The organism is Escherichia sp. SCLE84, assembly GCF_012584495.1.
Classification (GTDB): domain Bacteria; phylum Pseudomonadota; class Gammaproteobacteria; order Enterobacterales; family Enterobacteriaceae; genus ECMA0423.
Genome location: NZ_CP051431.1, coordinates 109,720 through 132,777 on the forward strand (window position 1 = coordinate 109,720; position 23,058 = coordinate 132,777).

Genomic DNA, 23,058 nt, shown 5'->3' on the forward strand with positions numbered 1-23,058 from the left:
GTAAACCAGAGGACGCTACTGCTTGCCAAAATCTTAAAGGGGAGCCCGCAGAATTCGGAAAAAATCGTACGCTAAGGTTTTCCGGGCATCCGTAAGGGCCGAAACTTCCCGTCTTCCAGTCTGCGGCTCTGCCGCCAGACGTAATCGCCGGTTAGGTTGATGTGCTCCCAGCCCAGCGGCGACAGGAATTGCAGCAGCTCGCCGTCCACCGGCTTGCCGGCCTCGACCAACCCCTGGGTGGCGCGTTCCAGGTACACCGTGTTCCACAGCACGATAGCCGCCGTCACCAGGTTGAGGCCGCTGGCCCGGTAGCGCTGCTGCTCGAAGCTCCGATCCCTGATTTCCCCAAGGCGGTTGAAGAACACCGCCCTGGCCAGCGAGTTGCGCGCCTCACCTTTGTTCAGGCCGGCATGCACGCGGCGGCGCAGTTCAACACTTTGCAGCCAGTCCAGGATGAACAGCGTGCGCTCGATCCGGCCCAGCTCGCGCAGGGCCACGGCCAGTCCGTTCTGGCGCGGGTAGCTGCCGAGCTTGCGCAGCATCAGCGAGGCGGTGACGGTGCCCTGCTTGATCGAGCTGGCCAGGCGCAGGATGTCGTCCCAGTGGGCACGCACGTGCTTGATGTTCAGGGTGCCGCCGATCAGCGGGCGCAACGTCGGGTAGGCTTGCACGCCCTGCGGCACGTACAGCTTGGTTTCGCCGAGGTCGCGGATGCGCGGCGCGAAGCGGAAGCCTAGCAGGTGCATCAGGGCAAAGACGTGATCGGTGAAGCCGGCCGTGTCGGTGTAGTGCTCCTCGATCCGCAGGTCGGACTCGTGGTACAGCAGGCCGTCGAGCACATAGGTGGAATCGCGGACGCCGACATTCACCACGCGGGTGCTGAACGGCGCGTACTGGTCGGAGATATGGGTATAGAACAGCCGTCCCGGCTCGCTACCGTACTTCGGGTTGACGTGCCCGGTGCTCTCGCCCCGGCCACCCGCGCGGAAGCGCTGGCCATCGGAGGATGAGGTCGTGCCGTCGCCCCAGTGGGCGGCAAAGGCGTGGCGATACTGGTGGTTGACCAGCTCGGCCAAGGCCGCCGAATAGGTTTCGTCGCGGATGTGCCAGGCTTGCAGCCAGGACAGCTTGGCGTAGGTCAGGCCGGGGCTCGACTCGGCCATCTTGGTCAGCCCGAGGTTGATCGCATCACCGAGGATTGCGGACAGCAGCAACGTCCTGTCTTTGGCCTCGGCCCCGTCCTTCAAGTGGGTGAAGTGGCGGCTGAAGCCCGTCCAGTCGTCCACGTCCATCAGCAGTTCGGTGATCTTGATGCGCGGCAGTAACTGGCTGGTTTGGTCGATCAGCGCCTGCGCCCGATCCGGCACCGCCGCATCCAGCGGGGTGATTTTCAGCCCTGACTCGGTGAGGATGGCATCGGGCAGCTCGTTGTCCTTGGCCAGGCGGGTGACGGTGGCCAACTGCTCGTCCAGCAGCTGCAAACGCTCTTCCAGGTACTGGTCGCTGTTCGGGTTGATCGCCAGGGGCAGGGCCTGCTCGCGCTTGAGTGCGGCGAACTTCTCGGCCGGCAGCAGGTAGTCGTCGAAGTGGCACTGTTGCAAATAGTCGGTGGTGATAAACTTATCATCCCCTTTTGCTGATGGAGCTGCACATGAACCCATTCAAAGGCCGGCATTTTCAGCGTGACATCATTCTGTGGGCCGTACGCTGGTACTGCAAATACGGCATCAGTTACCGTGAGCTGCAGGAGATGCTGGCTGAACGCGGAGTGAATGTCGATCACTCCACGATTTACCGCTGGGTTCAGCGTTATGCGCCTGAAATGGAAAAACGGCTGCGCTGGTACTGGCGTAACCCTTCCGATCTTTGCCCGTGGCACATGGATGAAACCTACGTGAAGGTCAATGGCCGCTGGGCGTATCTGTACCGGGCCGTCGACAGCCGGGGCCGCACTGTCGATTTTTATCTCTCCTCCCGTCGTAACAGCAAAGCTGCATACCGGTTTCTGGGTAAAATCCTCAACAACGTGAAGAAGTGGCAGATCCCGCGATTCATCAACACGGATAAAGCGCCCGCCTATGGTCGCGCGCTTGCTCTGCTCAAACGCGAAGGCCGGTGCCCGTCTGACGTTGAACACCGACAGATTAAGTACCGGAACAACGTGATTGAATGCGATCATGGCAAACTGAAACGGATAATCGGCGCCACGCTGGGATTTAAATCCATGAAGACGGCTTACGCCACCATCAAAGGTATTGAGGTGATGCGTGCACTACGCAAAGGCCAGGCCTCAGCATTTTATTATGGTGATCCCCTGGGCGAAATGCGCCTGGTAAGCAGAGTTTTTGAAATGTAAGGCCTTTGAATAAGACAAAAGGCTGCCTCATCGCTAACTTTGCAACAGTGCCATAAGAATATCATCAATAAAATTGAGTGTTGCTCTGTGGATAACTTGCAGAGTTTATTAAGTATCATTGCAGCAAAGATGAAATCAATGATTTATCAAAAATGATTGAAAGGTGGTTGTAAATAATGTTACAATGTGTGAGAAGCAGTCTAAATTCTTCGTGAAATAGTGATTTTTGAAGCTAATAAAAAACACACGTGGAATTTAGGGAATACTGATGTAACACGGATTGACCGTATTGGGAGTTTGAGATGGTGACAAAGAGAGTGCAACGGATGATGTTCGCGGCGGCGGCGTGCATTCCGCTGCTGCTGGGCAGCGCGCCGCTTTATGCGCAGACGAGTGCGGTGCAGCAAAAGCTGGCGGCGCTGGAGAAAAGCAGCGGAGGGCGGCTGGGCGTCGCGCTCATCGATACCGCAGATAATACGCAGGTGCTTTATCGCGGTGATGAACGCTTTCCAATGTGCAGTACCAGTAAAGTTATGGCGGCCGCGGCGGTGCTTAAGCAGAGTGAAACGCAAAAGCAGCTGCTTAATCAGCCTGTCGAGATCAAGCCTGCCGATCTGGTTAACTACAATCCGATTGCCGAAAAACACGTCAACGGCACAATGACGCTGGCAGAACTGAGCGCGGCCGCGTTGCAGTACAGCGACAATACCGCCATGAACAAATTGATTGCCCAGCTCGGTGGCCCGGGAGGCGTGACGGCTTTTGCCCGCGCGATCGGCGATGAGACGTTTCGTCTGGATCGCACTGAACCTACGCTGAATACCGCCATTCCCGGCGACCCGAGAGACACCACCACGCCGCGGGCGATGGCGCAGACGTTGCGTCAGCTTACGCTGGGTCATGCGCTGGGCGAAACCCAGCGGGCGCAGTTGGTGACGTGGCTCAAAGGCAATACGACCGGCGCAGCCAGCATTCGGGCCGGCTTACCGACGTCGTGGACTGTGGGTGATAAGACCGGCAGCGGCGACTACGGCACCACCAATGATATTGCGGTGATCTGGCCGCAGGGTCGTGCGCCGCTGGTTCTGGTGACCTATTTTACCCAGCCGCAACAGAACGCAGAGAGCCGCCGCGATGTGCTGGCTTCAGCGGCGAGAATCATCGCCGAAGGGCTGTAACTGGTTTTGTTGAATAAATCGAACTTTTGCTGAGTTGAAGGATCAGATCACGTATCTTCCCGACAACGCAGACCGTTCCGTGGCAAAGCAAAAGTTCAAAATCACCAACTGGCCCACCTACAATAAAGCCCTCATCAACCGTGGCTCCATAACTTTCTGGCTGGATGATGAAGCTATTCAGGCCTGGTATGAGTCAGCAACACCTTCTTCACGAGGCAGACCTCAGCGCTATTCTGACCTTGCCATCACGACTGTGCTGGTCATTAAACGCGTATTCAGGCTGACCCTGCGCGCTGCGCAGGGCTTTATTGATTCCATTTTTTCTCTGATGAACGTTCCGCTACGCTGCCCGGTGTAATGTCGGTGCTGATTTGGTCTTCAATAAGGCGATTTTTAGCCCGCTTTTTCCGGGGGGATGAAATGTTATTGGATTGCTAAATGATTTCAAAAAAGGGGTAACATAGAGCGGGGATTAGTGTGGCGAGGCGCAGGTTTCCGATGGCAGGCTAAACGCAAAAAATGCGCTTTTTAGCCGGTGATGAGGTGAGGCCGGGAGGGGATGCGTCGCCGATCACAGTTTACAACAGGGTTTGATAACGGGAGGAAAAGTCATGCTGCAGGGATTGAATCATCTGACGCTGGCGGTCAGCGATCTGGCGTCAAGCCTGGCATTTTATCAGCAGTTACCTGGAATGCGCCTGCACGCCAGCTGGGATAGCGGAGCCTATCTCTCCTGTGGGGCGCTGTGGCTGTGCTTGTCGCTGGATGAGCAGCGGCGTAAAACGCCCCCTCAGGAAAGCGACTATACCCACTACGCCTTCAGCGTGGCGGAAGAAGAGTTTGCCGGGGTGGTGGCTCTGCTGGCGCAGGCGGGGGCTGAGGTATGGAAAGATAACCGCAGTGAAGGGGCGTCTTACTATTTTCTCGACCCTGACGGCCATAAGCTGGAGCTGCATGTGGGGAATCTGGCGCAGCGGCTGGCCGCCTGTCGCGAACGCCCCTACAAGGGGATGGTCTTTTTTGATTGACGGGTTAGTTCAGCTTACTGCCGGATTTCAACGTGCAGATCCACAGCGGTGAATTGATAGAGCTGAGCAAGATAGCCTTTTCGTTGAGCTTCTGAGCGTTGAGAAACAGCCCGTCGTGGCTGTCGGACATCTCGCGCATAAAGTAGTCGAAAATCACGTTCGGCGATTCATCAATCGAGGAGGCGCTCGATTCCCACTGATTGATGCGGTAATGACGCTCGGTGGCCGAGATGCGTTTGCTGCTGTAGGTAAACTTCACGTAGCGTTGCAGGTAGAGCCAGCCGGCGGCGGAGTCGGTGTAACCTTCGACCACCATCGAGCCTTTACCCTGCGCGCCAAAATTGAAGTGAATATTGCCGTTAACGTTCTCTTTGTCCATGTTCTCAAAGCGCATGATGCCCTTAGTGGAACAGCTCATGACACCCGCGTTGTCGGCAGGCAGCAGCCGCCAGGCGCTAAACGCGGCGGCGGCAATAAATACCAGAACGCAGAGGGCAAAGAACGGACGCGGCGCGAGTCTCATTACGGCTTCCAGGAGTAGTAAAAGTAGTTATCGCAATAGCTGAACGGGTTATCTTCATGCATGGCGCAGTGGGCAAGGAACACGCGCCCCAGCCCGTTGGTTTCGAGCCGATCGCCGTAGAAGAAAAGAAAACGTTCACCGGGTTTACAGGCAATATTCAGCCGCTGGCGTACCTCATCGAAGTTTTTGCCGTAGGACTCTTCACTGACCGAACGTCGCATTTCATCGCTGGCCAGCAGTTCGCACTGGCTATGGCTGAGGCGGGTCAGCGCGATAGGCTGGGATTCACTGATGCCGACCAGACTGAAGGCAACCAGAAGCAGGGCAATGGTGAGCAAGCAGGCTCCGGCCATGTACCAGCACATCCCGCGAGCATGTGCGGAGCGCGGTGCGTCTGGCGTTGTCGTAACGGGCGGCGGTTCGGCAGGCGTCTGTTGTGGTGAAACCGGCGGCGCGTCGTCCAGCGCTTCGATAATGACCTCGGGATTAAGCTGCAAATAGCCGCGCGAGACGGTGACGATGATGTTATCGACGCCGTAATGGCGAAAGGTCTTCCGCAGCATGCTGAGATACTGATTCAGATTGCTGTTGGATGAGGTTAATCCATTGTCATCCCAGACTTTTTTCAGAACATCTTCCCGGCTGACAATCTCGGTATGGCGCAGAAAATAGTTAAACAGGGCGCTGGCGGTGAGGGATGGCACTGTTGCAAAGTTAGCGATGAGGCAGCCTTTTGTCTTATTCAAAGGCCTTACATTTCAAAAACTCTGCTTACCAGGCGCATTTCGCCCAGGGGATCACCATAATAAAATGCTGAGGCCTGGCCTTTGCGTAGTGCACGCATCACCTCAATACCTTTGATGGTGGCGTAAGCCGTCTTCATGGATTTAAATCCCAGCGTGGCGCCGATTATCCGTTTCAGTTTGCCATGATCGCATTCAATCACGTTGTTCCGGTACTTAATCTGTCGGTGTTCAACGTCAGACGGGCACCGGCCTTCGCGTTTGAGCAGAGCAAGCGCGCGACCATAGGCGGGCGCTTTATCCGTGTTGATGAATCGCGGGATCTGCCACTTCTTCACGTTGTTGAGGATTTTACCCAGAAACCGGTATGCAGCTTTGCTGTTACGACGGGAGGAGAGATAAAAATCGACAGTGCGGCCCCGGCTGTCGACGGCCCGGTACAGATACGCCCAGCGGCCATTGACCTTCACGTAGGTTTCATCCATGTGCCACGGGCAAAGATCGGAAGGGTTACGCCAGTACCAGCGCAGCCGTTTTTCCATTTCAGGCGCATAACGCTGAACCCAGCGGTAAATCGTGGAGTGATCGACATTCACTCCGCGTTCAGCCAGCATCTCCTGCAGCTCACGGTAACTGATGCCGTATTTGCAGTACCAGCGTACGGCCCACAGAATGATGTCACGCTGAAAATGCCGGCCTTTGAATGGGTTCATGTGCAGCTCCATCAGCAAAAGGGGATGATAAGTTTATCACCACCGACTATTTGCAACAGTGCCGTTGATCGTGCTATGATCGACTGATGTCATCAGCGGTGGAGTGCAATGTCGTGCAATACGAATGGCGAAAAGCCGAGCTCATCGGTCAGCTTCTCAACCTTGGGGTTACCCCCGGCGGTGTGCTGCTGGTCCACAGCTCCTTCCGTAGCGTCCGGCCCCTCGAAGATGGGCCACTTGGACTGATCGAGGCCCTGCGTGCTGCGCTGGGTCCGGGAGGGACGCTCGTCATGCCCTCGTGGTCAGGTCTGGACGACGAGCCGTTCGATCCTGCCACGTCGCCCGTTACACCGGACCTTGGAGTTGTCTCTGACACATTCTGGCGCCTGCCAAATGTAAAGCGCAGCGCCCATCCATTTGCCTTTGCGGCAGCGGGGCCACAGGCAGAGCAGATCATCTCTGATCCATTGCCCCTGCCACCTCACTCGCCTGCAAGCCCGGTCGCCCGTGTCCATGAACTCGATGGGCAGGTACTTCTCCTCGGCGTGGGACACGATGCCAACACGACGCTGCATCTTGCCGAGTTGATGGCAAAGGTTCCCTATGGGGTGCCGAGACACTGCACCATTCTTCAGGATGGCAAGTTGGTACGCGTCGATTATCTCGAGAATGACCACTGCTGTGAGCGCTTTGCCTTGGCGGACAGGTGGCTCAAGGAGAAGAGCCTTCAGAAGGAAGGTCCAGTCGGTCATGCCTTTGCTCGGTTGATTCGCTCCCGCGACATTGTGGCGACAGCCCTGGGTCAACTGGGCCGAGATCCGTTGATCTTCCTGCATCCGCCAGAGGCGGGATGCGAAGAATGCGATGCCGCTCGCCAGTCGATTGGCTGAGCTCATGAGCGGAGAACGAGATGACGTTGGAGGGGCAAGGTCGCGCTGATTGCTGGGGCAACACGTGGAGCGGATCGGGGATTGTCTTTCTTCAGCTCGCTGATGATATGCTGACGCTCAATGCCGTTTGGCCTCCGACTAACGAAAATCCCGCATTTGGACGGCTGATCCGATTGGCACGGCGGACGGCGAATGGCGGAGCAGACGCTCGTCCGGGGGCAATGAGATATGAAAAAGCCTGAACTCACCGCGACGTCTGTCGAGAAGTTTCTGATCGAAAAGTTCGACAGCGTCTCCGACCTGATGCAGCTCTCGGAGGGCGAAGAATCTCGTGCTTTCAGCTTCGATGTAGGAGGGCGTGGATATGTCCTGCGGGTAAATAGCTGCGCCGATGGTTTCTACAAAGATCGTTATGTTTATCGGCACTTTGCATCGGCCGCGCTCCCGATTCCGGAAGTGCTTGACATTGGGGAATTCAGCGAGAGCCTGACCTATTGCATCTCCCGCCGTGCACAGGGTGTCACGTTGCAAGACCTGCCTGAAACCGAACTGCCCGCTGTTCTGCAGCCGGTCGCGGAGGCCATGGATGCGATCGCTGCGGCCGATCTTAGCCAGACGAGCGGGTTCGGCCCATTCGGACCGCAAGGAATCGGTCAATACACTACATGGCGTGATTTCATATGCGCGATTGCTGATCCCCATGTGTATCACTGGCAAACTGTGATGGACGACACCGTCAGTGCGTCCGTCGCGCAGGCTCTCGATGAGCTGATGCTTTGGGCCGAGGACTGCCCCGAAGTCCGGCACCTCGTGCACGCGGATTTCGGCTCCAACAATGTCCTGACGGACAATGGCCGCATAACAGCGGTCATTGACTGGAGCGAGGCGATGTTCGGGGATTCCCAATACGAGGTCGCCAACATCTTCTTCTGGAGGCCGTGGTTGGCTTGTATGGAGCAGCAGACGCGCTACTTCGAGCGGAGGCATCCGGAGCTTGCAGGATCGCCGCGGCTCCGGGCGTACACAAATCGCCCGCAGAAGCGCGGCCGTCTGGACCGATGGCTGTGTAGAAGTACTCGCCGATAGTGGAAACCGACGCCCCAGCACTCGTCCGAGGGCAAAGGAATAGAGTAGATGCCGACCGAACAAGAGCTGATTTCGAGAACGCCTCAGCCAGCAACTCGCGCGAGCCTAGCAAGGCAAATGCGAGAGAACGGCCTTACGCTTGGTGGCACAGTTCTCGTCCACAGTTCGCTAAGCTCGCTCGGCTGGGTCGCGGGAGGGCCGGTCGCAGTGATTCAGGCCCTTCTGGATTGTGTTGGTCCCCAGGGCACGATTGTCATGCCCACGCACTCGGGTGATCTGACTGATCCCGCAGATTGGAGATCGCCGCCCGTGCCTGCCGATTGGGTGCAGATCTTGCGCAACGAGATGCCGGCATACGATCCGCAAACCACACCAACTCGGAACATGGGTGCAGTGGCTGAATTGTTCCGGGCGTGTCGCAAACACTTTTGGAGGCAGCTATCACCCAGCCAAGGCCGGTATTTTCATGCTTTGTTAACCTTTTGCAGTCCGAAGAGGCGCGCAAGCAAATCATTCTGGTCATTGACGGTCCAGCCGCCTGAAAAGCCAAAGCCCTTCCGCAGCCACAGCATCGCCTCGAAACCCGCGATGGTTCGCCGCGCCGTGTTAAAGGATTGGAAACCGCCGATCTTCGGCATGTTCTTCTTCACCCGGAAATGGTCGCTCTCAATCCCCTGCTGGAGATGTTTGGTCACATAATGCACGGGATCGGGATGGAGAAGCCCATCATCAACCGACGTTTTGATCGTTGACGGGAAGGTGTTGGCCCCGTCCGTCCCAATCCTGTTCGGCGACAACAAGGGTTCATCTTTAAGCATCTTTCGGAAGAACCGCTTGGCAGCGTCGAGATCGCGCTTAGCGGTCAGCAGGAAATCCACCGGATTGCCATGCTTATCGATGGCTCGGTACAGATAGCGCCATTTGCCGCGGATCTTGACATAGGTCTCATCAATCCGGACCGAGCCGCAATGGGGTCGACGAAACTGCCGCAGCCGTTTCTCGATGACAGGTGCATAAGCCAATACCCAGCGGTTGATCGTGCTATGATCGACCTCGAAGCCCCGCTCGCGAAACATCTCTTCCAAGTCACGATAGCTGAGCGGGTAGCGCAAGTACCAGGCAACCGCCTGTACAATCAGCCAGGCCTCGAAATGCCTGCCCTTGAAATCATCCTTCGACTGGCGCTTCAGCTTTTCGGCAATGGTATTCAAAATCATCGGCTCGCTCCGCAATATCAGGAGCGGCAACTTCTCTCCCCATGGTCAACATCGAGTTAACCTGAAGAATTTGCGACAAGGCCATGCGTTCCGCTCCGGAGATGTCTGGCTTACTAGGTCCCGGCGCTATGGCGATCTGAAACACGCACTCGTTCCGGCACAATCCATCGCGGAAGGCGGTCGTCTCGCTGTGCCATTGCGGCCGGAGGAATGGCTGGCAGACCGGCAAGCTCGCCTCGACATGCGGTTGCGCGAGCTTGGCCGTGCCGCTCGCGCAGGCACGATCCCGGGCGGGTCGATTGAAAACGGCGTTCTGCATATCGAGAAACTCGAAGCCGCCGCGCCGACAGGCGCCGAAGATCTGGTGCTCGATCTCTACAAGCAGATCCCGCCCACGCGCATCACCGATCTCCTGCTGGAGGTGGATGCGGCGACCGGCTTCACCGAAGCGTTCACCCATCTGCGCACAGGAGCACCCTGCGCTGACCGGATCGGGCTAATGAACGTTATCTTGGCGGAAGGGATCAACCTCGGCTTGCGCAAAATGGCGGATGCGACAAACACCCACACCTTCTGGGAATTGATCCGCATTGGACGGTGGCATGTCGAGGGCGAAGCCTATGACCGGGCGCTGGCCATGGTGGTCGAGGCACAGGCAGCGTTACCCATGGCCCGGTTCTGGGGCATGGGCACGTCGGCTTCGAGCGACGGACAGTTCTTCGTCGCTACAGAGCAAGGTGAGGCCATGAACCTGGTCAACGCGAAATATGGCAATACCCCGGGCCTGAAAGCCTATAGCCACGTCTCCGACCAATATGCGCCGTTCGCAACCCAGGTGATTCCTGCAACGGCAAGCGAAGCGCCTTACATCCTCGATGGCCTGCTGATGAACGATGCTGGACGCCATATCCGCGAGCAGTTCACCGACACGGGCGGCTTCACCGATCACGTCTTTGCCGCATGTGCCATTCTCGGCTACCGGTTCGCTCCGCGCATCCGCGACCTGCCATCCAAACGGCTCTACGCGTTCAATCCGTCGGCCGCCCCGGCGCACCTGCGAGCGTTGATCGGCGGAAAGGTCAACCAAGCCATGATCGAGCGCAATTGGCCCGACATCCTGCGCATCGCCGCCACCATTGCTGCCGGGACCGTCGCGCCAAGCCAGATTCTGCGGAAACTCGCCTCCTATCCGCGGCAGAACGAGCTCGCGACAGCCCTGCGGGAAGTCGGTCGCGTCGAGCGCACCCTGTTCATGATCGACTGGATTCTGGATGCCGAACTCCAACGGCGTGCCCAGATCGGGCTCAACAAAGGCGAAGCTCATCATGCGCTGAAGCGGGCAATCAGCTTCCACCGCCGCGGTGAAATCCGCGACCGTTCCGCCGAAGGCCAGCATTACCGCATCGCCGGCATGAATCTGCTCGCCGCCATCATCATCTTCTGGAACACCATGAAGCTCGGCGAGGTCGTTGCAAACCAGAAACGCGATGGAAAGCTGCTATCGCCCGATCTCTTGGCCCATGTTTCGCCGCTCGGATGGGAACACATCAATCTCACCGGAGAATATCGCTGGCCAAAGCCTTAGCGTAGGATTCCGCCCCCTCCCGCAAACGACCCCTCATACAGCGGTTGAATGCTGGTATGTCACTCATACTAACCTTCAAATTTTGCTCTGATTAACCCGTCGGGAAAGTTCTTCTGCAGACTCTTTTCGTTCACTGTAGCGATCGACAAGATAGGCAGCATTTGCCCGGGTCAACAATGTAAACTTCATCAATTCTTCCATCACATCTACGATGCGGTCGTAATATGATGACGGTTTCATACGTCCATCGTCATCAAACTCCTGCCAGGCTTTTGCCACCGAGGACTGGTTCGGAATAGTGATCATTCTCATCCAACGACCAAGCACGCGCATCTGGTTGACTGTGTTGAATGACTGGGAACCTCCACACACTTGCATAACAGCCAGAGTTTTTCCCTGAGAAGGACGAACAGCACCTTCAGATAATGGTATCCAGTCAATTTGTGCCTTCATAATACCAGTCATCGCTCCGTGTCGTTCCGGAGAGCACCACACCATTCCTTCAGACCAGCGAACCAGTTCACGCAACTCCATAACTTTTGGATGAGACTCCGGTGCATCATCAGGAAGTGGAAGGCCAGATGGATTAAAAATGCGGACTTCTGCGCCCATTGCAGTTAACAAACGACCTGCTTCCTCTGTAGCCAGTCGACTGTATGAGCGCTCGCGAACTGAGCCATAAAGCATTAGTATACGAGGGGGGTGAGATATTGTCGGTATCCCCATTTTTTGCTCAGTTATTGCAGCATCAAATAAATCAGGAACTATATTATTTAGCTTATTCATTTTTTTATTTTCCCTATAGATTCGGGACTTTAGTAGGATTGAATTCAGACGGTTCGATGCAGCTTTCGTCAATCATGACAGTTATGAGTTTTCCGGTTACTTATCCATTTTTGCCAGCGTGTTCCGCAACATCTGTTTTACTGTTTACACAGCACTCTTCACGTAAGAATTCGATGATAGCTTCCAGTATTTCGTATTGAGAGACACACATGAGCGTTCGACTCTCCCGGTTTTGTGTGACGAGCCCTACTGATACCAGGGCTGAAATATGATGACTTAACGTTGATGAGGGAATGCCAAGCTGCTTTTGCAATTCACCTACAGGCAAACCTTGTTCTCCAGCTTTTACAAGATGTTTGAATATGAACAAACGGGTCGGGTGACCCAGCTCTTTTAGTGCTTTAGCTACTTCTTCCAGTTGCATGTGACAACCCTCTGTCTAATGATATTTCGATAATACCAGAAATATCTTGACCAGAATTATATTTCGATTATTCTAGAAACGTAGATTTTGTCAAGAGGGTTTAGTATGAATAGTTGGATTTCTATGCTGCAAGATGCCGCAGAGATGTTTTTGTTTTTGGCCGTCGAGCTATCTTTGCTGTTTATTGTCATCAGTGCCGGTGTGAGCCTGATAAGGCAAAAGGTCCCGGACCATAAAATCCAGCAATTGATGGGGGCGAAAAAAGGAAAAGGCTACCTGCTGGCCTCGTTGTTGGGAGCCGTTACCCCTTTCTGTAGTTGCTCAACAATTCCAATGCTACGAGGGTTGTTGTCGGCGAAAGCAGGGTTTGGTCCGACACTCACTTTTTTGTTTGTTTCACCGTTGCTTAATCCCATTATCGTGGGGTTAATGTGGGTTACCTTTGGCTGGAAAGTAACTTTGTTGTACGCGATCATCGCTGCCGGTGTCTCAGTCCTTGCCAGTATCGTATTGGATTTACTAGGATTTGAACGTCATATTGTTGATCACAAAAACTCAGCATCAAGTGGTTGCACCACGAAATGCGATGATTCCGAAGCTTCGGTAAAAACGTCGGCGGGTTCCAGTTGTTGCAGCACTAGCTCGACTCAATTGCCTTTAAAAACGAGTTGCTGTACTTCATCAGCGAACCCCATAATTAACTTAAGGACGGTAAAGAACGAGCAGAACGTATCAGCGTGTTGTTCATCAATATCATCTGAACAACCAGCTGTTAGCTGTTGCAGCAGCGAGAATCTGGGCAATGTGAATCTCACAACGAATACCACCTCTGGCCCAATAAAGTTAGCTATGAAAGATGCCTTACAGCAGTTTAAGGATGTTCTGCCTTATCTTTTGTTAAGTGTATTAATAGGTTCATTTATTTATGGCTTTATCCCTTCAGAGTGGATTGCAGCTCATGCCGGAGCAGATAATCCCTTAGCCATACCGCTGAGTGCAGTTGTTGGTATTCCGTTGTATATCCGCGCAGAGGCAGTGATACCACTTGCATCAGTGCTGATGACTAAAGGAATGGGCCTGGGGGCATTAATGGCCTTGATAATCGGTAGTGCTGGAGCGAGTCTGACAGAAGTAATATTGCTTAAATCAATGTTCAGAATGCCCATGATAATCGCATTTCTGACGGTTATCTTAGGTATGGCAATCCTTATGGGATATTTAACGCAATTTTTGTTTTAATCCTTATGAGAAGGGATTTTTGCGTCAATATGAAAATCCCTTCAGTCTTACGGCGCGGTTCTAACGGTGTAGCCCTTTTATTGTTATCCCTAAACCACCTCCTAGGGAGGTGGTGATTGATCCTGTAAGGCTATAGCCTGAAGAATGCCCATGTCGGAATATCTCTGCTTACTGACCACAAGTAAAAGCAACTGTTCTACCAGCAGCCTGCAAAAAACATATAAGCTGATCTGAAAGGAATACTTCACAATGAATATTATTGTGTTTGTAACCTGCTGTTATCGCGATGAAATTACCGTTCAGTTTTTTCGGTTGACGCGGACTGTTCCTGCATGGTTTTCATCTTTAGCTTCTGTTGTTCCCTTACTGCCAGCCAGCGTCTGGCATTCAGCGCATCGCATTCTGATACCTGACCTGCTGGTAGTCCATCCAGTCCATAACGAGGGATACCTGCGACAGCAGTACGCTGCAGATATACCTGTCGGGTGGTGATGCAGGATATTGCACAGGACCATTCATCCAGTGTCAGTTCTGTCTCAGGGTGTTCTGTCAGGAATGCGGCAAAATCATTGGTTATGCCAATTTTCAGTGGAAGAAATCCTCCGCCTTCTGCGCGAAGATGGGGAAACAGAGACTTCACTTTTTCCACGCAATCGTGAGTAAATTCATGAGTCCAATGAGGCTGGCGTGGAAAACGGCGTCTTTTCTTTTTTTTCTTACAGGCAGGAGCATCAGGGGTATGAGTATCGACGGCAGGCGAACTGATCCCCTCAGAGACTGATTCTTCCATCTTTTCTGTCTCTGAACGTGCGATAACACCTGTTTTTTCAGATAAGGAAGGGGGTAAAAGAGTGCGACGTTTTTTCACCATAATGATGGGTGTTTTCTTTTCTTCCTGATATTTCCCCATAAAAACCTCTACGATGTGTTCTTATATAATAATATATATCATATTTTCACGATTAACATAATATCTTCGTTAAGAAAACAACAGAGCAAAATTTGTTTTTTTTTGACAGGCATGAAATGAGCCAGCATAATTATATTAATTATTATCCCAAATGAGTTTTTGTATTTGCTCATTCGGGATGGTTGGATATTTTAAGTTATATCTACTGTATCATTCTCAGGTAATCGTTCCATTAAATCAGAAACTACGGGCTGTAACCAGTCAGTGACTTCACTCACATACTGATGCCATTCGGGATGCCTGGAGGCCAGATCCATCACTCGTGTTAACCCGGACGGACGATCAATGCCCAATTTAGTTAAAATATTCGAGATATAATTATGAGCATCAAGTTCAACTCTGATATCCCTTGCTGCTTCGATTATTTCTAAATATTCGCCACCCAATCCGTCCAGTGGGACATTTGTAATAAGATAATGAATGTATTGTTCAGGCTTAACCCCATTTGGGAGATTAAATTGTTTTACTTTTCCTTCCGCTGCCGCTTTTAACTCATAAGTTCGTGATTCTGTGCCGGTGAAAACTTTATCAAGAGCAGTTTTCTTTTCATTTTCTGTGGAATATTTATCGCCATCAAGAATATAAAGTTTACCAGATAGATTGTCACCACGAATAAGGGTACTGGCAAGTAGAGTGAATGCGTTTGAAGCTGCGCCAAATTTAAATATTTTTACATATTTGCTGGCCTTAAGTGAAGAACATATTTTATTTATTATGGCAACAGCTAAGTCATCTTCTACATATATTTCAATAGGCGTCGTTGATTCACCTGTTAATCTGTTTATAGCATCAGGTTTTGTTTCTTCAAATGAATAACTACGGCCTTGAATGTTTACGACGTGTCTTATATTTATCTTGTCTGATAAAGTGGTTATCATTTCTCTATGGGTAGTAAAGATGATTTGTTTGTTTTTATCTTTGGCATGAGATGATATGACTTCTATTAACTTTTTCAATGCTTCGTCATGCAACAATAAATCTAATTCATCAATTAATATTAAGGCGTTCTTGTCCGCTTTCAATATTGTTTCCAGAATTAAAAATATCTTTTGCTCTCCTGCGCTCATACTCAATGATGAGTAGGCCAGTCCCCCTGACTCAACTCCAATCAATATTTTTCCATTGGGTTGTTGATGCTGATTGAAACTTGTGTATGGTTTATTAAGTATATAGGAGGCGTAATGAAGAATGTTTGTTATTAAATCATTACTGACACTGCTGGTTTCATACTGAATATTATTCTTTTTTTCTGATTCTATTATAGGAACACATTTATCAATGCCAAGATAGTAAACTTCTCTTAAAGGACGACGAGCATAAATCTGAATCCATCGTGAGCCTCGAATATCTGCTTTTCCATAATTTTTCAATTCATTTTCAATCATTACCCCATCTTTACGATAAGTTAAATTTACAATGAAGTCACTGCCGTTCCATTCAGCATGTGGGCTGCGTGGAAAAAAATGCATTAACCGATGGTCTTCACCGGGGAAACCTTCTTCAGGCATGTATATGCTTGCTATAGCATGGAGTATTGTTGATTTTCCGCTTCCATTTGGACCTAAAATTGCGGTTAACGCATGAGGTTTAAAAATAATCTCGTTTAATCCATTTATACATTTTAGTTTGTTAATTTTAATGGAGTTCAAGACTTGACCAGTAATGGTTTTTTTATTTTTTTCTGCCATTTTCAAATCCTAGCATTATGTTGGGGGGATTCACCATGTAATTCAGAAACATATAACTGTGAACAGGGGATATATCAAATCCTTTTAATATTCTATTTGGCACAGTATTCTACATCAGGCCTCTTTTATGCTACAGACTTTTTGAGATGTCTGTAATTTTAGACTTAATGTTATGACTGATCATATCTCCTATCCACTGGTGGCGCAGGAAAGTTAACCAGCTGCCACCATGGGATGATGTGTAAACCGTGCTGGTATGTTTTTACGGGGTGACGCTTTCATTAACCTGTACACGAACCTCCATTCCGGCATCGTGACAGGCCTGCAGCCACTGCGCCACTTCCAGCGGATCGCCCTCCAGGCGTACCACCCTGCCTTCTTTATTCCATAACTGCAGACAGGTGCTGCCGTCGAGACGTACCACAAAATCCCCACGGCAGGCCTGATACGTTATGCCGTTCAGCTGCACCGCCAGATCAGTGGCAGAAGTGCCGTCTGCGGGCAGACCTGCTGCCGGGACCAGCGGCAGTACGACGACTTCTGCCGCACGCTGTTCTGCCCGGAGGCGGTCCTGTTCTGCCAGCAGCAGAGGCTGTGCCACGGCCCGGCCGGCGTCCGTCAGCTCGACAGCCAGCTGCAGATTCGGGGCGCGCAGGGTACGCAGCCAGCCGGCATCCTCCAGACGACGGCAGGAGGCGCGCAGGTTTGGCCCGTAGACCGGGGCTTCCCCGCTTCGCTCCAGCACCCGTTCCAGGTCCCGCGTCAGCACGGGGCCCGGCCGTTTTTCATCAAGCGCAGCCAGCACAATCAGCACTCTCCGCTGCAGTGGCGACGGTCGGCGGCTCTGGGTCATTACCTGTCATCCTCCGGCCAGATGAGGTTTCTGAGGCGCTGAAAGTCGGCGTCAATGAGCTCCTGTCTCTTTATGGCATTCATTGAGGCATAGCCATTTATGGCCAGTTCATGCCAGAAGATCAGCACGGCTCCGGCTTTGGCTGACTCGCAGAGATAAATCGCGCCCTGGCTGTCCAGATTGCATTCCCGGATGCGTTTTTCCGCAAACCGGGTCAGTTGTTCATAGCTGAGTGAAAACACCCTTTCTTCATCCATCCTGCACGCTCCATCTGATAATGTACTGACAGGTAAAAATAATATCCTGCATGATTTGTGTGCTCATGATTTCTGATAATATCAGATATTGTTTTATCATCAATGATGAAAACCATATCTGATATGATTTTATATATATTTCTTAATTATCATATCATTTGCGTCTTTTCTGCCGCGCAGATCCAGTTTCCGGCTAAGTCGGATCGACCTAATCTTTGTTTCTGATATGAACACCTCGGAGAGGTGTAAGCAATGGTATAAACGAAATGTATTATGTATCTGCATCACAGCATGCGGGCACATTTTGCGGAAGGATATGAATCCCCCCGGAATAACTGGCAAAGGACAGATAAATGGACATTGAAATACGCCACTGCAATAACATCGTACGAGCACATATCACCCTCACTGCCGATAAACTGAACATTAAGTTTGCGCCAAATGGTACTGGAAAAAGTACGCTGTCACGGGCCATAAGCTGTGCGGCGCGGGACGACATTCAGGGACTACAGGCACTGATGCCCTTCCGGCTGCGCGGAGAAAACCCCGATAGCACCGGGCCCATTGTCATCGGTGCTGACGGGATTGGGGACGTGATGTGCTTCAACGAGGAGTACGTCAGTCAGTTTACGTTCCAACCGGACGAGCTCATCAGTGATAGCTTTAATATTCTTATCCGCAATCAAGCCCATGCGGAAAGAGAGCGTGAAATAGAAGAAATGACGCAAAAGATCCGGGCTGTTTTCACGGATCACACTGAGCTGAACTCTCTGATAGACCATCTACAGGAACTCAGTAATGCTTTCAGATCAACCAGTTCCGGGATTTCACGTTCTTCAACCGGCATGAGAGGTCTGTCAGGCGGAAATAAAATACACCACATTCCGGCTGGTCTTGAGAACTATCAACCCTACATCCGCAGTGAACGCCGCGTGGAATGGATTGACTGGCAGACAAAGGGACTCGAGTTTTCGCCCCTTTCGGATGGCTGCTGTCCGTTCTGTACCGGTGATATCACGGGAAAGGAAGCACAAATTCGCCAAGTCAGAGAGGAATACGATAAATCCACCATTAAAAACCTGACCGCTATCATCAGACTGGTGGAAAACCTCGGTAATTACCTGACGGAGAGCGCCAGAGAACGCCTTCTGGCCATTACTATGCTTCAGAACGGTCCGGAAGCCGAACATATCGAGTACCTAGTGGCGTTGAAACGCCAGACCGATACGCTGACAGAGAAACTCACTGCGCTGAGAGGCCTGAATGTTTTCAGCCTGCAGGAACAGCAGAACGTTCGGGAGGTGCTCACTGCCAGGTTGATTGACCTGCAGTTCTTCCCTGATCTGCAATCCGAACTCATGCAGGGGATCACCGACAGACTGAACGCGGCCCTTATGGACCTGATAAACCTTGCCGGACCGCTGCAGGGAAAAATTAACCGGCACCGGGACAGCATGATCCGGCTGATCGCACAGCACAAAACAAACATCAATAATTTCCTCACTTATGCAGGCTATAAATACAGGGTGGATATAGCCGGCGAGGGAGAGCAGAGAAAACTCAGGCTACGACACATAGATTTTGACGGGTACGTCAGCGGCGGTAGCCAGCATCTCAGCTATGGAGAACGGAACGCCTTTGCGATTGTGTTATTCATGTATGAATGCCTGTCAAAAAACCCGGGACTGATTATCCTTGATGATCCCATATCTTCTTTTGATAAAAACAAGAAGTTTGCCATTCTTGAAATGCTGTTCAGACGTGCAAGTGGTGAATGCCTGAAGAACCGGACTGTACTTATGCTGACGCATGACGTGGAGCCTGTGATTGACACGCTGAAGTCAGTCAGAAGGTTGTTCAGTAATCAGGTGACCGCCTCCTGCCTGCGCCTGTCTGCTGGAGTCATAGAAGAATTACCTGTTAACGACGGCGATATCATGACATTCATGCAGATCTGCAAATCCATCACCGCGTCAGCAGACTGTGAGGAGATCATTAAGCTCATCTATCTTCGTCGCTACTTTGAAATCGTTGACGAACGTGGTGATGCTTATCAGCTTCTATCCAATCTATTCCATCGACGCGTCGTCCCGCTGGATTATCGCGAGCCTGCCGCTGCGGGCTCGGGCTATCCCAAAATGGCTCCTGAGAAAATTCAGCAGGCCTTGCGGGATATCCGGGAGTATGTGGACAGTTTTGATTACCCGCGACTTCAGGCTCTCGTCAGCAGCCCAGATGAAATAAAAAACCTGTACCGTCGCTGTCGTAACGGCTATGAAAAACTGCAGGTATTCCGTTTACTGGAACTGGATCAGGACCATCCGGTAATACGAAAATTCGTTAACGAAACGTACCACATTGAAAATGAGTTCATCTGTCAACTAGATCCGTCCAGATTCGATCTCATCCCGGAGTACGTGATTATGGAATGTGACAAGCTCATCGCCCTGCCACCGGCAGCAAACCAGAGCTCGGTTGCCCGTATCGCTTGAGCCACTGTTTTTGCCGCCGGAAGATAGGCTTTAGCTCCCTGATAGTCTGATCTTCGAAGATACCCTACAGTTTAGGACCGCTTACTGTAGATATCTGTTAAAACAGCCCGTATACGGGCTGTTTCTTGGTGCCCTTATCTCCTGACTTTGAAAAGAGTGTCTTACTTCACCCAGTCTTCCAGCACCAGGTCAGGCACTCGCTCAAATTCTCTTGTATTATTCGTTACCAGTATCGCCCCGGCGGCGATGGCGTGCCCGGCAATCGCCGTGTCGTTCGGGCCGATCGGCGTCCCGGCCAGCCGCAGTGCCACTTTAATCTTCGTGGTGGCGTCTACTGCGGCGCGATCCCAGGGCAGGATGGCATCGAGGCGGGCGCAGAATTCATCGACCAGTTGGACGTGACGTGGTGAGGCCTTTGGGCCGGTAGCCCCGAAGCGCATTTCAGAGTAGGTGATGGCCGAGACCACTATACGGTGGCCGCGTAGCACCGCCTGCTCCAGACGCTTCAGGACGGCTTCTGGCTGTTCACGCATGATGAACGAGCAGATACAGGTATCAAGCATATAAGTCTTGTTCACAGGTTAAATCGCCCTTCGTCGCTGACAACATCCTCGCGCTCCGCCATAAAATCTGGATCGGCTTTTTCGTACTCTAGGAATGATCCCCAGGTTGGCCGGACGGGGCGCAGGATGATGCTGTCCCCTTCCCGGACGATCTCGAGCTCGCTCACCCCCTCAAAATCCAGATCACGAGGCAGACGGATGGCGCGGTTGTTGCCATTTTTGAATATCGATACGGTTCTCATGTTTTTTCTCTCCCGAGCATATGGATATGTGAAACATATCCGGAATATTCAAAGCACCGGGTGTGTGCATATGTTTAGTATAGGCAGATGTGTGGCATATGTATAGCGGTAGCATATGTAGATGCCAGGCATATGTTTAGCATATCTCTATTTCTTTCTTTTTTATCGGAGATCCGAAAAAAGGTTAAGTCTGATCTTAATGAAATTACATGGAATTTGAGTGATATCCCTTACCCCACATCTCCAACGTGCTATCTATAAAGGTTGATACATCTCACTTAGTCCGGAGGTTGTTATGAGCGTCAAAATCACAGGTTTAGACAAAATGCAGAAACAGCTAAAAGAGGTTGAGAGAGCAACAGAGGCATTAAACGGAAGTTATGATGTCCACTTCGATGCTAACGATCCTGTCAGCATTGAGAACGCGATTCAGGAAGCCTATTCCATGGTGTACGAACGCGCTTCTGGTTATGCCACTAATCCGATGGTCAGCCCATTAATCGAACACATGAAAGAAAATCTGCGCCAACAGATTCTGGACAGAGCAGAACGGCACTGTTGCAAATAGTCGGTGGTGATAAACTTATCATCCCCTTTTGCTGATGGAGCTGCACATGAACCCATTCAAAGGCCGGCATTTTCAGCGTGACATCATTCTGTGGGCCGTACGCTGGTACTGCAAATACGGCATCAGTTACCGTGAGCTGCAGGAGATGCTGGCTGAACGCGGAGTGAATGTCGATCACTCCACGATTTACCGCTGGGTTCAGCGTTATGCGCCTGAAATGGAAAAACGGCTGCGCTGGTACTGGCGTAACCCTTCCGATCTTTGCCCGTGGCACATGGATGAAACCTACGTGAAGGTCAATGGCCGCTGGGCGTATCTGTACCGGGCCGTCGACAGCCGGGGCCGCACTGTCGATTTTTATCTCTCCTCCCGTCGTAACAGCAAAGCTGCATACCGGTTTCTGGGTAAAATCCTCAACAACGTGAAGAAGTGGCAGATCCCGCGATTCATCAACACGGATAAAGCGCCCGCCTATGGTCGCGCGCTTGCTCTGCTCAAACGCGAAGGCCGGTGCCCGTCTGACGTTGAACACCGACAGATTAAGTACCGGAACAACGTGATTGAATGCGATCATGGCAAACTGAAACGGATAATCAACGCCACGCTGGGATTTAAATCCATGAAGACGGCTTACGCCACCATCAAAGGTATTGAGGTGATGCGTGCACTACGCAAAGGCCAGGCCTCAGCATTTTATTATGGTGATCCCCTGGGCGAAATGCGCCTGGTAAGCAGAGTTTTTGAAATGTAAGGCCTTTGAATAAGGGGGCACCTCAGAAAACGGAAAATAAAGCACGCTAAGGCATAGCTGACCTTGCCAGGCCTGCTTCGCCCTGTAGTGACGCGATCAACGGGCAGGAAACATTCCCCTTTCGTGCATGGCAGGCGCACACGAGTTCAGACAGCACGGTTTCCATGCGCGCCAAGTCGGCCATCTTCTCGCGCACGTCCTTGAGCTTGTGTTCGGCCAGGCTGCTGGCCTCCTCGCAGTGGGTGCCATCGTCGAGCCGCAACAGCTCGGCAATCTCGTCCAGACTGAACCCCAGCCGCTGTGCCGATTTCACGAATTTCACCCGAACCACGTCCGCCTCCCCATAGCGGCGGATGCTGCCGTAAGGCTTGTCCGGTTCCCGCAACAGGCCCTTGCGCTGATAGAAGCGGATTGTCTCCACGTTGACCCCGGCCGCCTTGGCAAAAACGCCAATGGTCAGGTTTTCCAAATTATTTTCCATATCGCTTGACTCCGTACATGAGTACGGAAGTAAGGTTACGCTATCCAATCCAAATTCAAAAGGGCCAACGTATGTCTGAACCACAAAACGGGCGCGGTGCGCTCTTCGCCGGCGGGCTGGCCGCCATTCTTGCATCGACCTGCTGCCTGGGGCCGCTAGTACTGGTCGCCCTGGGCTTCTCCGGTGCTTGGATCGGCAACCTGACGGTGCTGGAACCCTATCGACCGTTGTTCATCGGCGCGGCGCTAGTGGCGCTGTTCTTCGCCTGGAAGCGGATTTACCGGCCCGTGCAGGCATGCAAGCCAGGTGAGGTCTGCGCGATTCCGCAGGTGCGCGCCACCTACAAGCTGATTTTCTGGATCGTGGCCGTGCTGGTCCTGGTCGCGCTTGGATTTCCCTATGTCGTTCCATTTTTCTATTAACCA

Annotated in this window: 22 protein-coding genes and 5 pseudogenes; 13 read left to right on the forward strand and 14 right to left on the reverse strand. The window is 52.2% G+C overall.

Annotation, left to right across the window (positions count from 1 at the left end; all coding sequences use genetic code 11):
• Positions 1–71: 71 nt before the first annotated feature.
• A pseudogene (locus HGD79_RS24890) lies at positions 72–1,586 on the reverse strand (Tn3-like element TnAs1 family transposase); the annotation flags it as partial.
• 65 nt (positions 1,587–1,651) lie between these two features.
• On the opposite strand from HGD79_RS24890, the gene HGD79_RS24895 reads away from it, so the two are divergent.
• From HGD79_RS24895 to HGD79_RS24915, 4 genes and pseudogenes are all read left to right on the forward strand, one after another.
• Positions 1,652–2,356 (forward strand): IS6-like element IS26 family transposase, encoded by a 705-nt coding sequence (locus HGD79_RS24895; protein ID WP_001067855.1) that lies wholly within the window; start codon positions 1,652–1,654, stop codon positions 2,354–2,356.
• Between the two features lie 302 nt (positions 2,357–2,658).
• Positions 2,659–3,534, forward strand: a complete 876-nt coding sequence (locus HGD79_RS24905) for an extended-spectrum class A beta-lactamase CTX-M-14 (protein ID WP_001617865.1) — start codon at positions 2,659–2,661, stop codon at positions 3,532–3,534.
• A 34-nt stretch (positions 3,535–3,568) separates the two neighbouring features.
• A pseudogene (locus HGD79_RS24910) lies at positions 3,569–3,886 on the forward strand (IS5/IS1182 family transposase); the annotation flags it as partial.
• A 259-nt stretch (positions 3,887–4,145) separates the two neighbouring features.
• The gene (locus HGD79_RS24915) at positions 4,146–4,562 is read left to right on the forward strand and encodes a fosfomycin resistance glutathione transferase FosA3 (RefSeq protein WP_014839980.1); all 417 of its coding nucleotides are present in this window, start codon (positions 4,146–4,148) and stop codon (positions 4,560–4,562) included.
• Between the two features lie 4 nt (positions 4,563–4,566).
• On the opposite strand, the gene HGD79_RS24920 is transcribed toward HGD79_RS24915, so the two are convergent.
• From HGD79_RS24920 to HGD79_RS24930, 3 genes are read right to left on the reverse strand one after another with little or no spacing between them, the layout of a single operon-like run.
• Entirely contained in the window at positions 4,567–5,085 is a 519-nt protein-coding gene (locus tag HGD79_RS24920) for a FidL-like protein (protein ID WP_014839979.1), read from the reverse strand.
• Positions 5,085–5,831: a winged helix-turn-helix domain-containing protein gene (locus tag HGD79_RS24925; RefSeq protein WP_071448054.1), complete on the reverse strand. Its 747-nt coding sequence runs from the start codon at positions 5,829–5,831 to the stop codon at positions 5,085–5,087. The genes HGD79_RS24920 and HGD79_RS24925 overlap by 1 nt, the downstream gene beginning before the upstream one ends.
• 5 nt (positions 5,832–5,836) lie before the next feature.
• Positions 5,837–6,541, reverse strand: a complete 705-nt coding sequence (locus HGD79_RS24930; protein ID WP_001067855.1) for an IS6-like element IS26 family transposase — start codon at positions 6,539–6,541, stop codon at positions 5,837–5,839.
• Between the two features lie 113 nt (positions 6,542–6,654).
• Between HGD79_RS24930 and aac(3)-IVa the strand changes: the two genes are divergently transcribed.
• From aac(3)-IVa to HGD79_RS24945, 3 genes and pseudogenes are all read left to right on the forward strand, one after another.
• Complete coding sequence (gene aac(3)-IVa / locus HGD79_RS24935; protein ID WP_001199192.1) at positions 6,655–7,431, forward strand: aminoglycoside N-acetyltransferase AAC(3)-IVa; 777 nt, start codon at positions 6,655–6,657, stop codon at positions 7,429–7,431.
• 228 nt (positions 7,432–7,659) lie between these two features.
• Positions 7,660–8,560: pseudogene (locus HGD79_RS24940) on the forward strand (phosphotransferase).
• A 74-nt stretch (positions 8,561–8,634) separates the two neighbouring features.
• Positions 8,635–8,919: pseudogene (locus HGD79_RS24945) on the forward strand (AAC(3) family N-acetyltransferase); the annotation flags it as partial.
• 62 nt (positions 8,920–8,981) lie between these two features.
• Here the strand turns inward: HGD79_RS24945 and HGD79_RS24950 are convergent.
• Positions 8,982–9,734, reverse strand: a complete 753-nt coding sequence (locus HGD79_RS24950) for an IS6 family transposase (protein WP_000602738.1) — start codon at positions 9,732–9,734, stop codon at positions 8,982–8,984.
• A gap of 61 nt (positions 9,735–9,795) precedes the next feature.
• Between HGD79_RS24950 and HGD79_RS24955 the strand changes: the two are divergent.
• Positions 9,796–11,319 (forward strand): annotated as a pseudogene (locus tag HGD79_RS24955) (Tn3 family transposase); the annotation flags it as partial.
• 75 nt (positions 11,320–11,394) lie between these two features.
• On the opposite strand, the gene arsH reads toward HGD79_RS24955, so the two are convergent.
• Entirely contained in the window at positions 11,395–12,105 is a 711-nt protein-coding gene (gene arsH / locus HGD79_RS24960) for an arsenical resistance protein ArsH (protein ID WP_057102336.1), read from the reverse strand.
• A 100-nt stretch (positions 12,106–12,205) separates the two neighbouring features.
• Positions 12,206–12,529, reverse strand: a complete 324-nt coding sequence (locus tag HGD79_RS24965) for a metalloregulator ArsR/SmtB family transcription factor (RefSeq protein WP_001175593.1) — start codon at positions 12,527–12,529, stop codon at positions 12,206–12,208.
• 105 nt (positions 12,530–12,634) lie between these two features.
• Between HGD79_RS24965 and HGD79_RS24970 the strand changes: the two genes are divergently transcribed.
• Positions 12,635–13,768, forward strand: coding sequence for a permease (locus HGD79_RS24970; RefSeq protein ID WP_058650130.1), 1,134 nt, complete (start codon positions 12,635–12,637; stop codon positions 13,766–13,768).
• Positions 13,769–14,060: 292 nt separating this feature from the next.
• Here the strand turns inward: HGD79_RS24970 and HGD79_RS24975 are convergent, their stop codons facing one another.
• The 4 genes from HGD79_RS24975 to HGD79_RS24990 form a co-directional block, all read right to left on the reverse strand.
• The gene (locus HGD79_RS24975; RefSeq protein ID WP_000521603.1) at positions 14,061–14,678 is read right to left on the reverse strand and encodes a ProQ/FINO family protein; all 618 of its coding nucleotides are present in this window, start codon (positions 14,676–14,678) and stop codon (positions 14,061–14,063) included.
• A gap of 191 nt (positions 14,679–14,869) precedes the next feature.
• Positions 14,870–16,426, reverse strand: coding sequence for an AAA family ATPase (locus tag HGD79_RS24980; protein ID WP_000818556.1), 1,557 nt, complete (start codon positions 16,424–16,426; stop codon positions 14,870–14,872).
• A gap of 262 nt (positions 16,427–16,688) precedes the next feature.
• Positions 16,689–17,279 carry a hypothetical protein gene (locus tag HGD79_RS24985; protein ID WP_000194575.1) on the reverse strand — a complete coding sequence of 197 codons (591 nt, stop codon included), beginning with the start codon at positions 17,277–17,279 and terminating at the stop codon, positions 16,689–16,691.
• On the reverse strand, positions 17,279–17,536 hold the full coding sequence (locus HGD79_RS24990; RefSeq protein ID WP_000343085.1) for a hypothetical protein: 258 nt from the start codon (positions 17,534–17,536) through the stop codon (positions 17,279–17,281). Before HGD79_RS24990 ends, HGD79_RS24985 begins: the two co-directional genes overlap by 1 nt.
• Positions 17,537–17,889: 353 nt before the next feature.
• Between HGD79_RS24990 and HGD79_RS24995 the strand changes: the two genes are divergently transcribed.
• Positions 17,890–20,028: an AAA family ATPase gene (locus HGD79_RS24995; protein WP_000350638.1), complete on the forward strand. Its 2,139-nt coding sequence runs from the start codon at positions 17,890–17,892 to the stop codon at positions 20,026–20,028.
• 161 nt (positions 20,029–20,189) lie between these two features.
• On the opposite strand, the gene HGD79_RS25000 is transcribed toward HGD79_RS24995, so the two are convergent.
• Complete coding sequence (locus tag HGD79_RS25000) at positions 20,190–20,606, reverse strand: type II toxin-antitoxin system VapC family toxin (protein WP_001044768.1); 417 nt, start codon at positions 20,604–20,606, stop codon at positions 20,190–20,192.
• Positions 20,603–20,833: a type II toxin-antitoxin system VapB family antitoxin gene (gene vapB / locus HGD79_RS25005; protein ID WP_001261287.1), complete on the reverse strand. Its 231-nt coding sequence runs from the start codon at positions 20,831–20,833 to the stop codon at positions 20,603–20,605. Before vapB ends, HGD79_RS25000 begins: the two co-directional genes overlap by 4 nt.
• A 295-nt stretch (positions 20,834–21,128) precedes the next feature.
• On the opposite strand from vapB, the gene HGD79_RS25010 reads away from it, so the two are divergent.
• Both HGD79_RS25010 and HGD79_RS25015 read left to right on the forward strand, forming a co-directional pair.
• On the forward strand, positions 21,129–21,401 hold the full coding sequence (locus HGD79_RS25010) for a hypothetical protein (protein ID WP_061602529.1): 273 nt from the start codon (positions 21,129–21,131) through the stop codon (positions 21,399–21,401).
• A gap of 46 nt (positions 21,402–21,447) precedes the next feature.
• The gene (locus HGD79_RS25015) at positions 21,448–22,152 is read left to right on the forward strand and encodes an IS6-like element IS26 family transposase (RefSeq protein WP_001067858.1); all 705 of its coding nucleotides are present in this window, start codon (positions 21,448–21,450) and stop codon (positions 22,150–22,152) included.
• 46 nt (positions 22,153–22,198) lie between these two features.
• On the opposite strand, the gene merR is transcribed toward HGD79_RS25015, so the two are convergent.
• Positions 22,199–22,633, reverse strand: coding sequence for an Hg(II)-responsive transcriptional regulator (merR, locus tag HGD79_RS25020; RefSeq protein WP_000429836.1), 435 nt, complete (start codon positions 22,631–22,633; stop codon positions 22,199–22,201).
• 71 nt (positions 22,634–22,704) lie between these two features.
• Between merR and HGD79_RS25025 the strand changes: the two genes are divergently transcribed.
• Positions 22,705–23,055: a mercuric transport protein MerT gene (locus HGD79_RS25025; protein ID WP_001294663.1), complete on the forward strand. Its 351-nt coding sequence runs from the start codon at positions 22,705–22,707 to the stop codon at positions 23,053–23,055.
• Positions 23,056–23,058: the final 3 nt, after the last annotated feature.

Coding starts and splice junctions, on each gene's coding strand:
- HGD79_RS24905 (WP_001617865.1), top strand. CDS start 2,659: ATGGTGACAAAGAGAGTGCAACGGATGATGTTCGCGGCGGCGGCGTGC.
- HGD79_RS24995 (WP_000350638.1), top strand. CDS start 17,890: ATGGACATTGAAATACGCCACTGCAATAACATCGTACGAGCACATATC.
- HGD79_RS24920 (WP_014839979.1), bottom strand. CDS start 5,085: ATGAGACTCGCGCCGCGTCCGTTCTTTGCCCTCTGCGTTCTGGTATTT.
- arsH (WP_057102336.1), bottom strand. CDS start 12,105: ATGAATAAGCTAAATAATATAGTTCCTGATTTATTTGATGCTGCAATA.
- HGD79_RS25010 (WP_061602529.1), top strand. CDS start 21,129: ATGAGCGTCAAAATCACAGGTTTAGACAAAATGCAGAAACAGCTAAAA.
- HGD79_RS24950 (WP_000602738.1), bottom strand. CDS start 9,734: ATGATTTTGAATACCATTGCCGAAAAGCTGAAGCGCCAGTCGAAGGAT.
- HGD79_RS24930 (WP_001067855.1), bottom strand. CDS start 6,541: ATGAACCCATTCAAAGGCCGGCATTTTCAGCGTGACATCATTCTGTGG.
- merR (WP_000429836.1), bottom strand. CDS start 22,633: ATGGAAAATAATTTGGAAAACCTGACCATTGGCGTTTTTGCCAAGGCG.
- HGD79_RS24915 (WP_014839980.1), top strand. CDS start 4,146: ATGCTGCAGGGATTGAATCATCTGACGCTGGCGGTCAGCGATCTGGCG.
- HGD79_RS24985 (WP_000194575.1), bottom strand. CDS start 17,279: ATGACCCAGAGCCGCCGACCGTCGCCACTGCAGCGGAGAGTGCTGATT.
- HGD79_RS24990 (WP_000343085.1), bottom strand. CDS start 17,536: ATGGATGAAGAAAGGGTGTTTTCACTCAGCTATGAACAACTGACCCGG.
- HGD79_RS24965 (WP_001175593.1), bottom strand. CDS start 12,529: ATGCAACTGGAAGAAGTAGCTAAAGCACTAAAAGAGCTGGGTCACCCG.
- HGD79_RS24975 (WP_000521603.1), bottom strand. CDS start 14,678: ATGGGGAAATATCAGGAAGAAAAGAAAACACCCATCATTATGGTGAAA.
- HGD79_RS25025 (WP_001294663.1), top strand. CDS start 22,705: ATGTCTGAACCACAAAACGGGCGCGGTGCGCTCTTCGCCGGCGGGCTG.
- HGD79_RS25015 (WP_001067858.1), top strand. CDS start 21,448: ATGAACCCATTCAAAGGCCGGCATTTTCAGCGTGACATCATTCTGTGG.
- HGD79_RS24980 (WP_000818556.1), bottom strand. CDS start 16,426: ATGGCAGAAAAAAATAAAAAAACCATTACTGGTCAAGTCTTGAACTCC.
- vapB (WP_001261287.1), bottom strand. CDS start 20,833: ATGAGAACCGTATCGATATTCAAAAATGGCAACAACCGCGCCATCCGT.
- HGD79_RS24970 (WP_058650130.1), top strand. CDS start 12,635: ATGAATAGTTGGATTTCTATGCTGCAAGATGCCGCAGAGATGTTTTTG.
- HGD79_RS24895 (WP_001067855.1), top strand. CDS start 1,652: ATGAACCCATTCAAAGGCCGGCATTTTCAGCGTGACATCATTCTGTGG.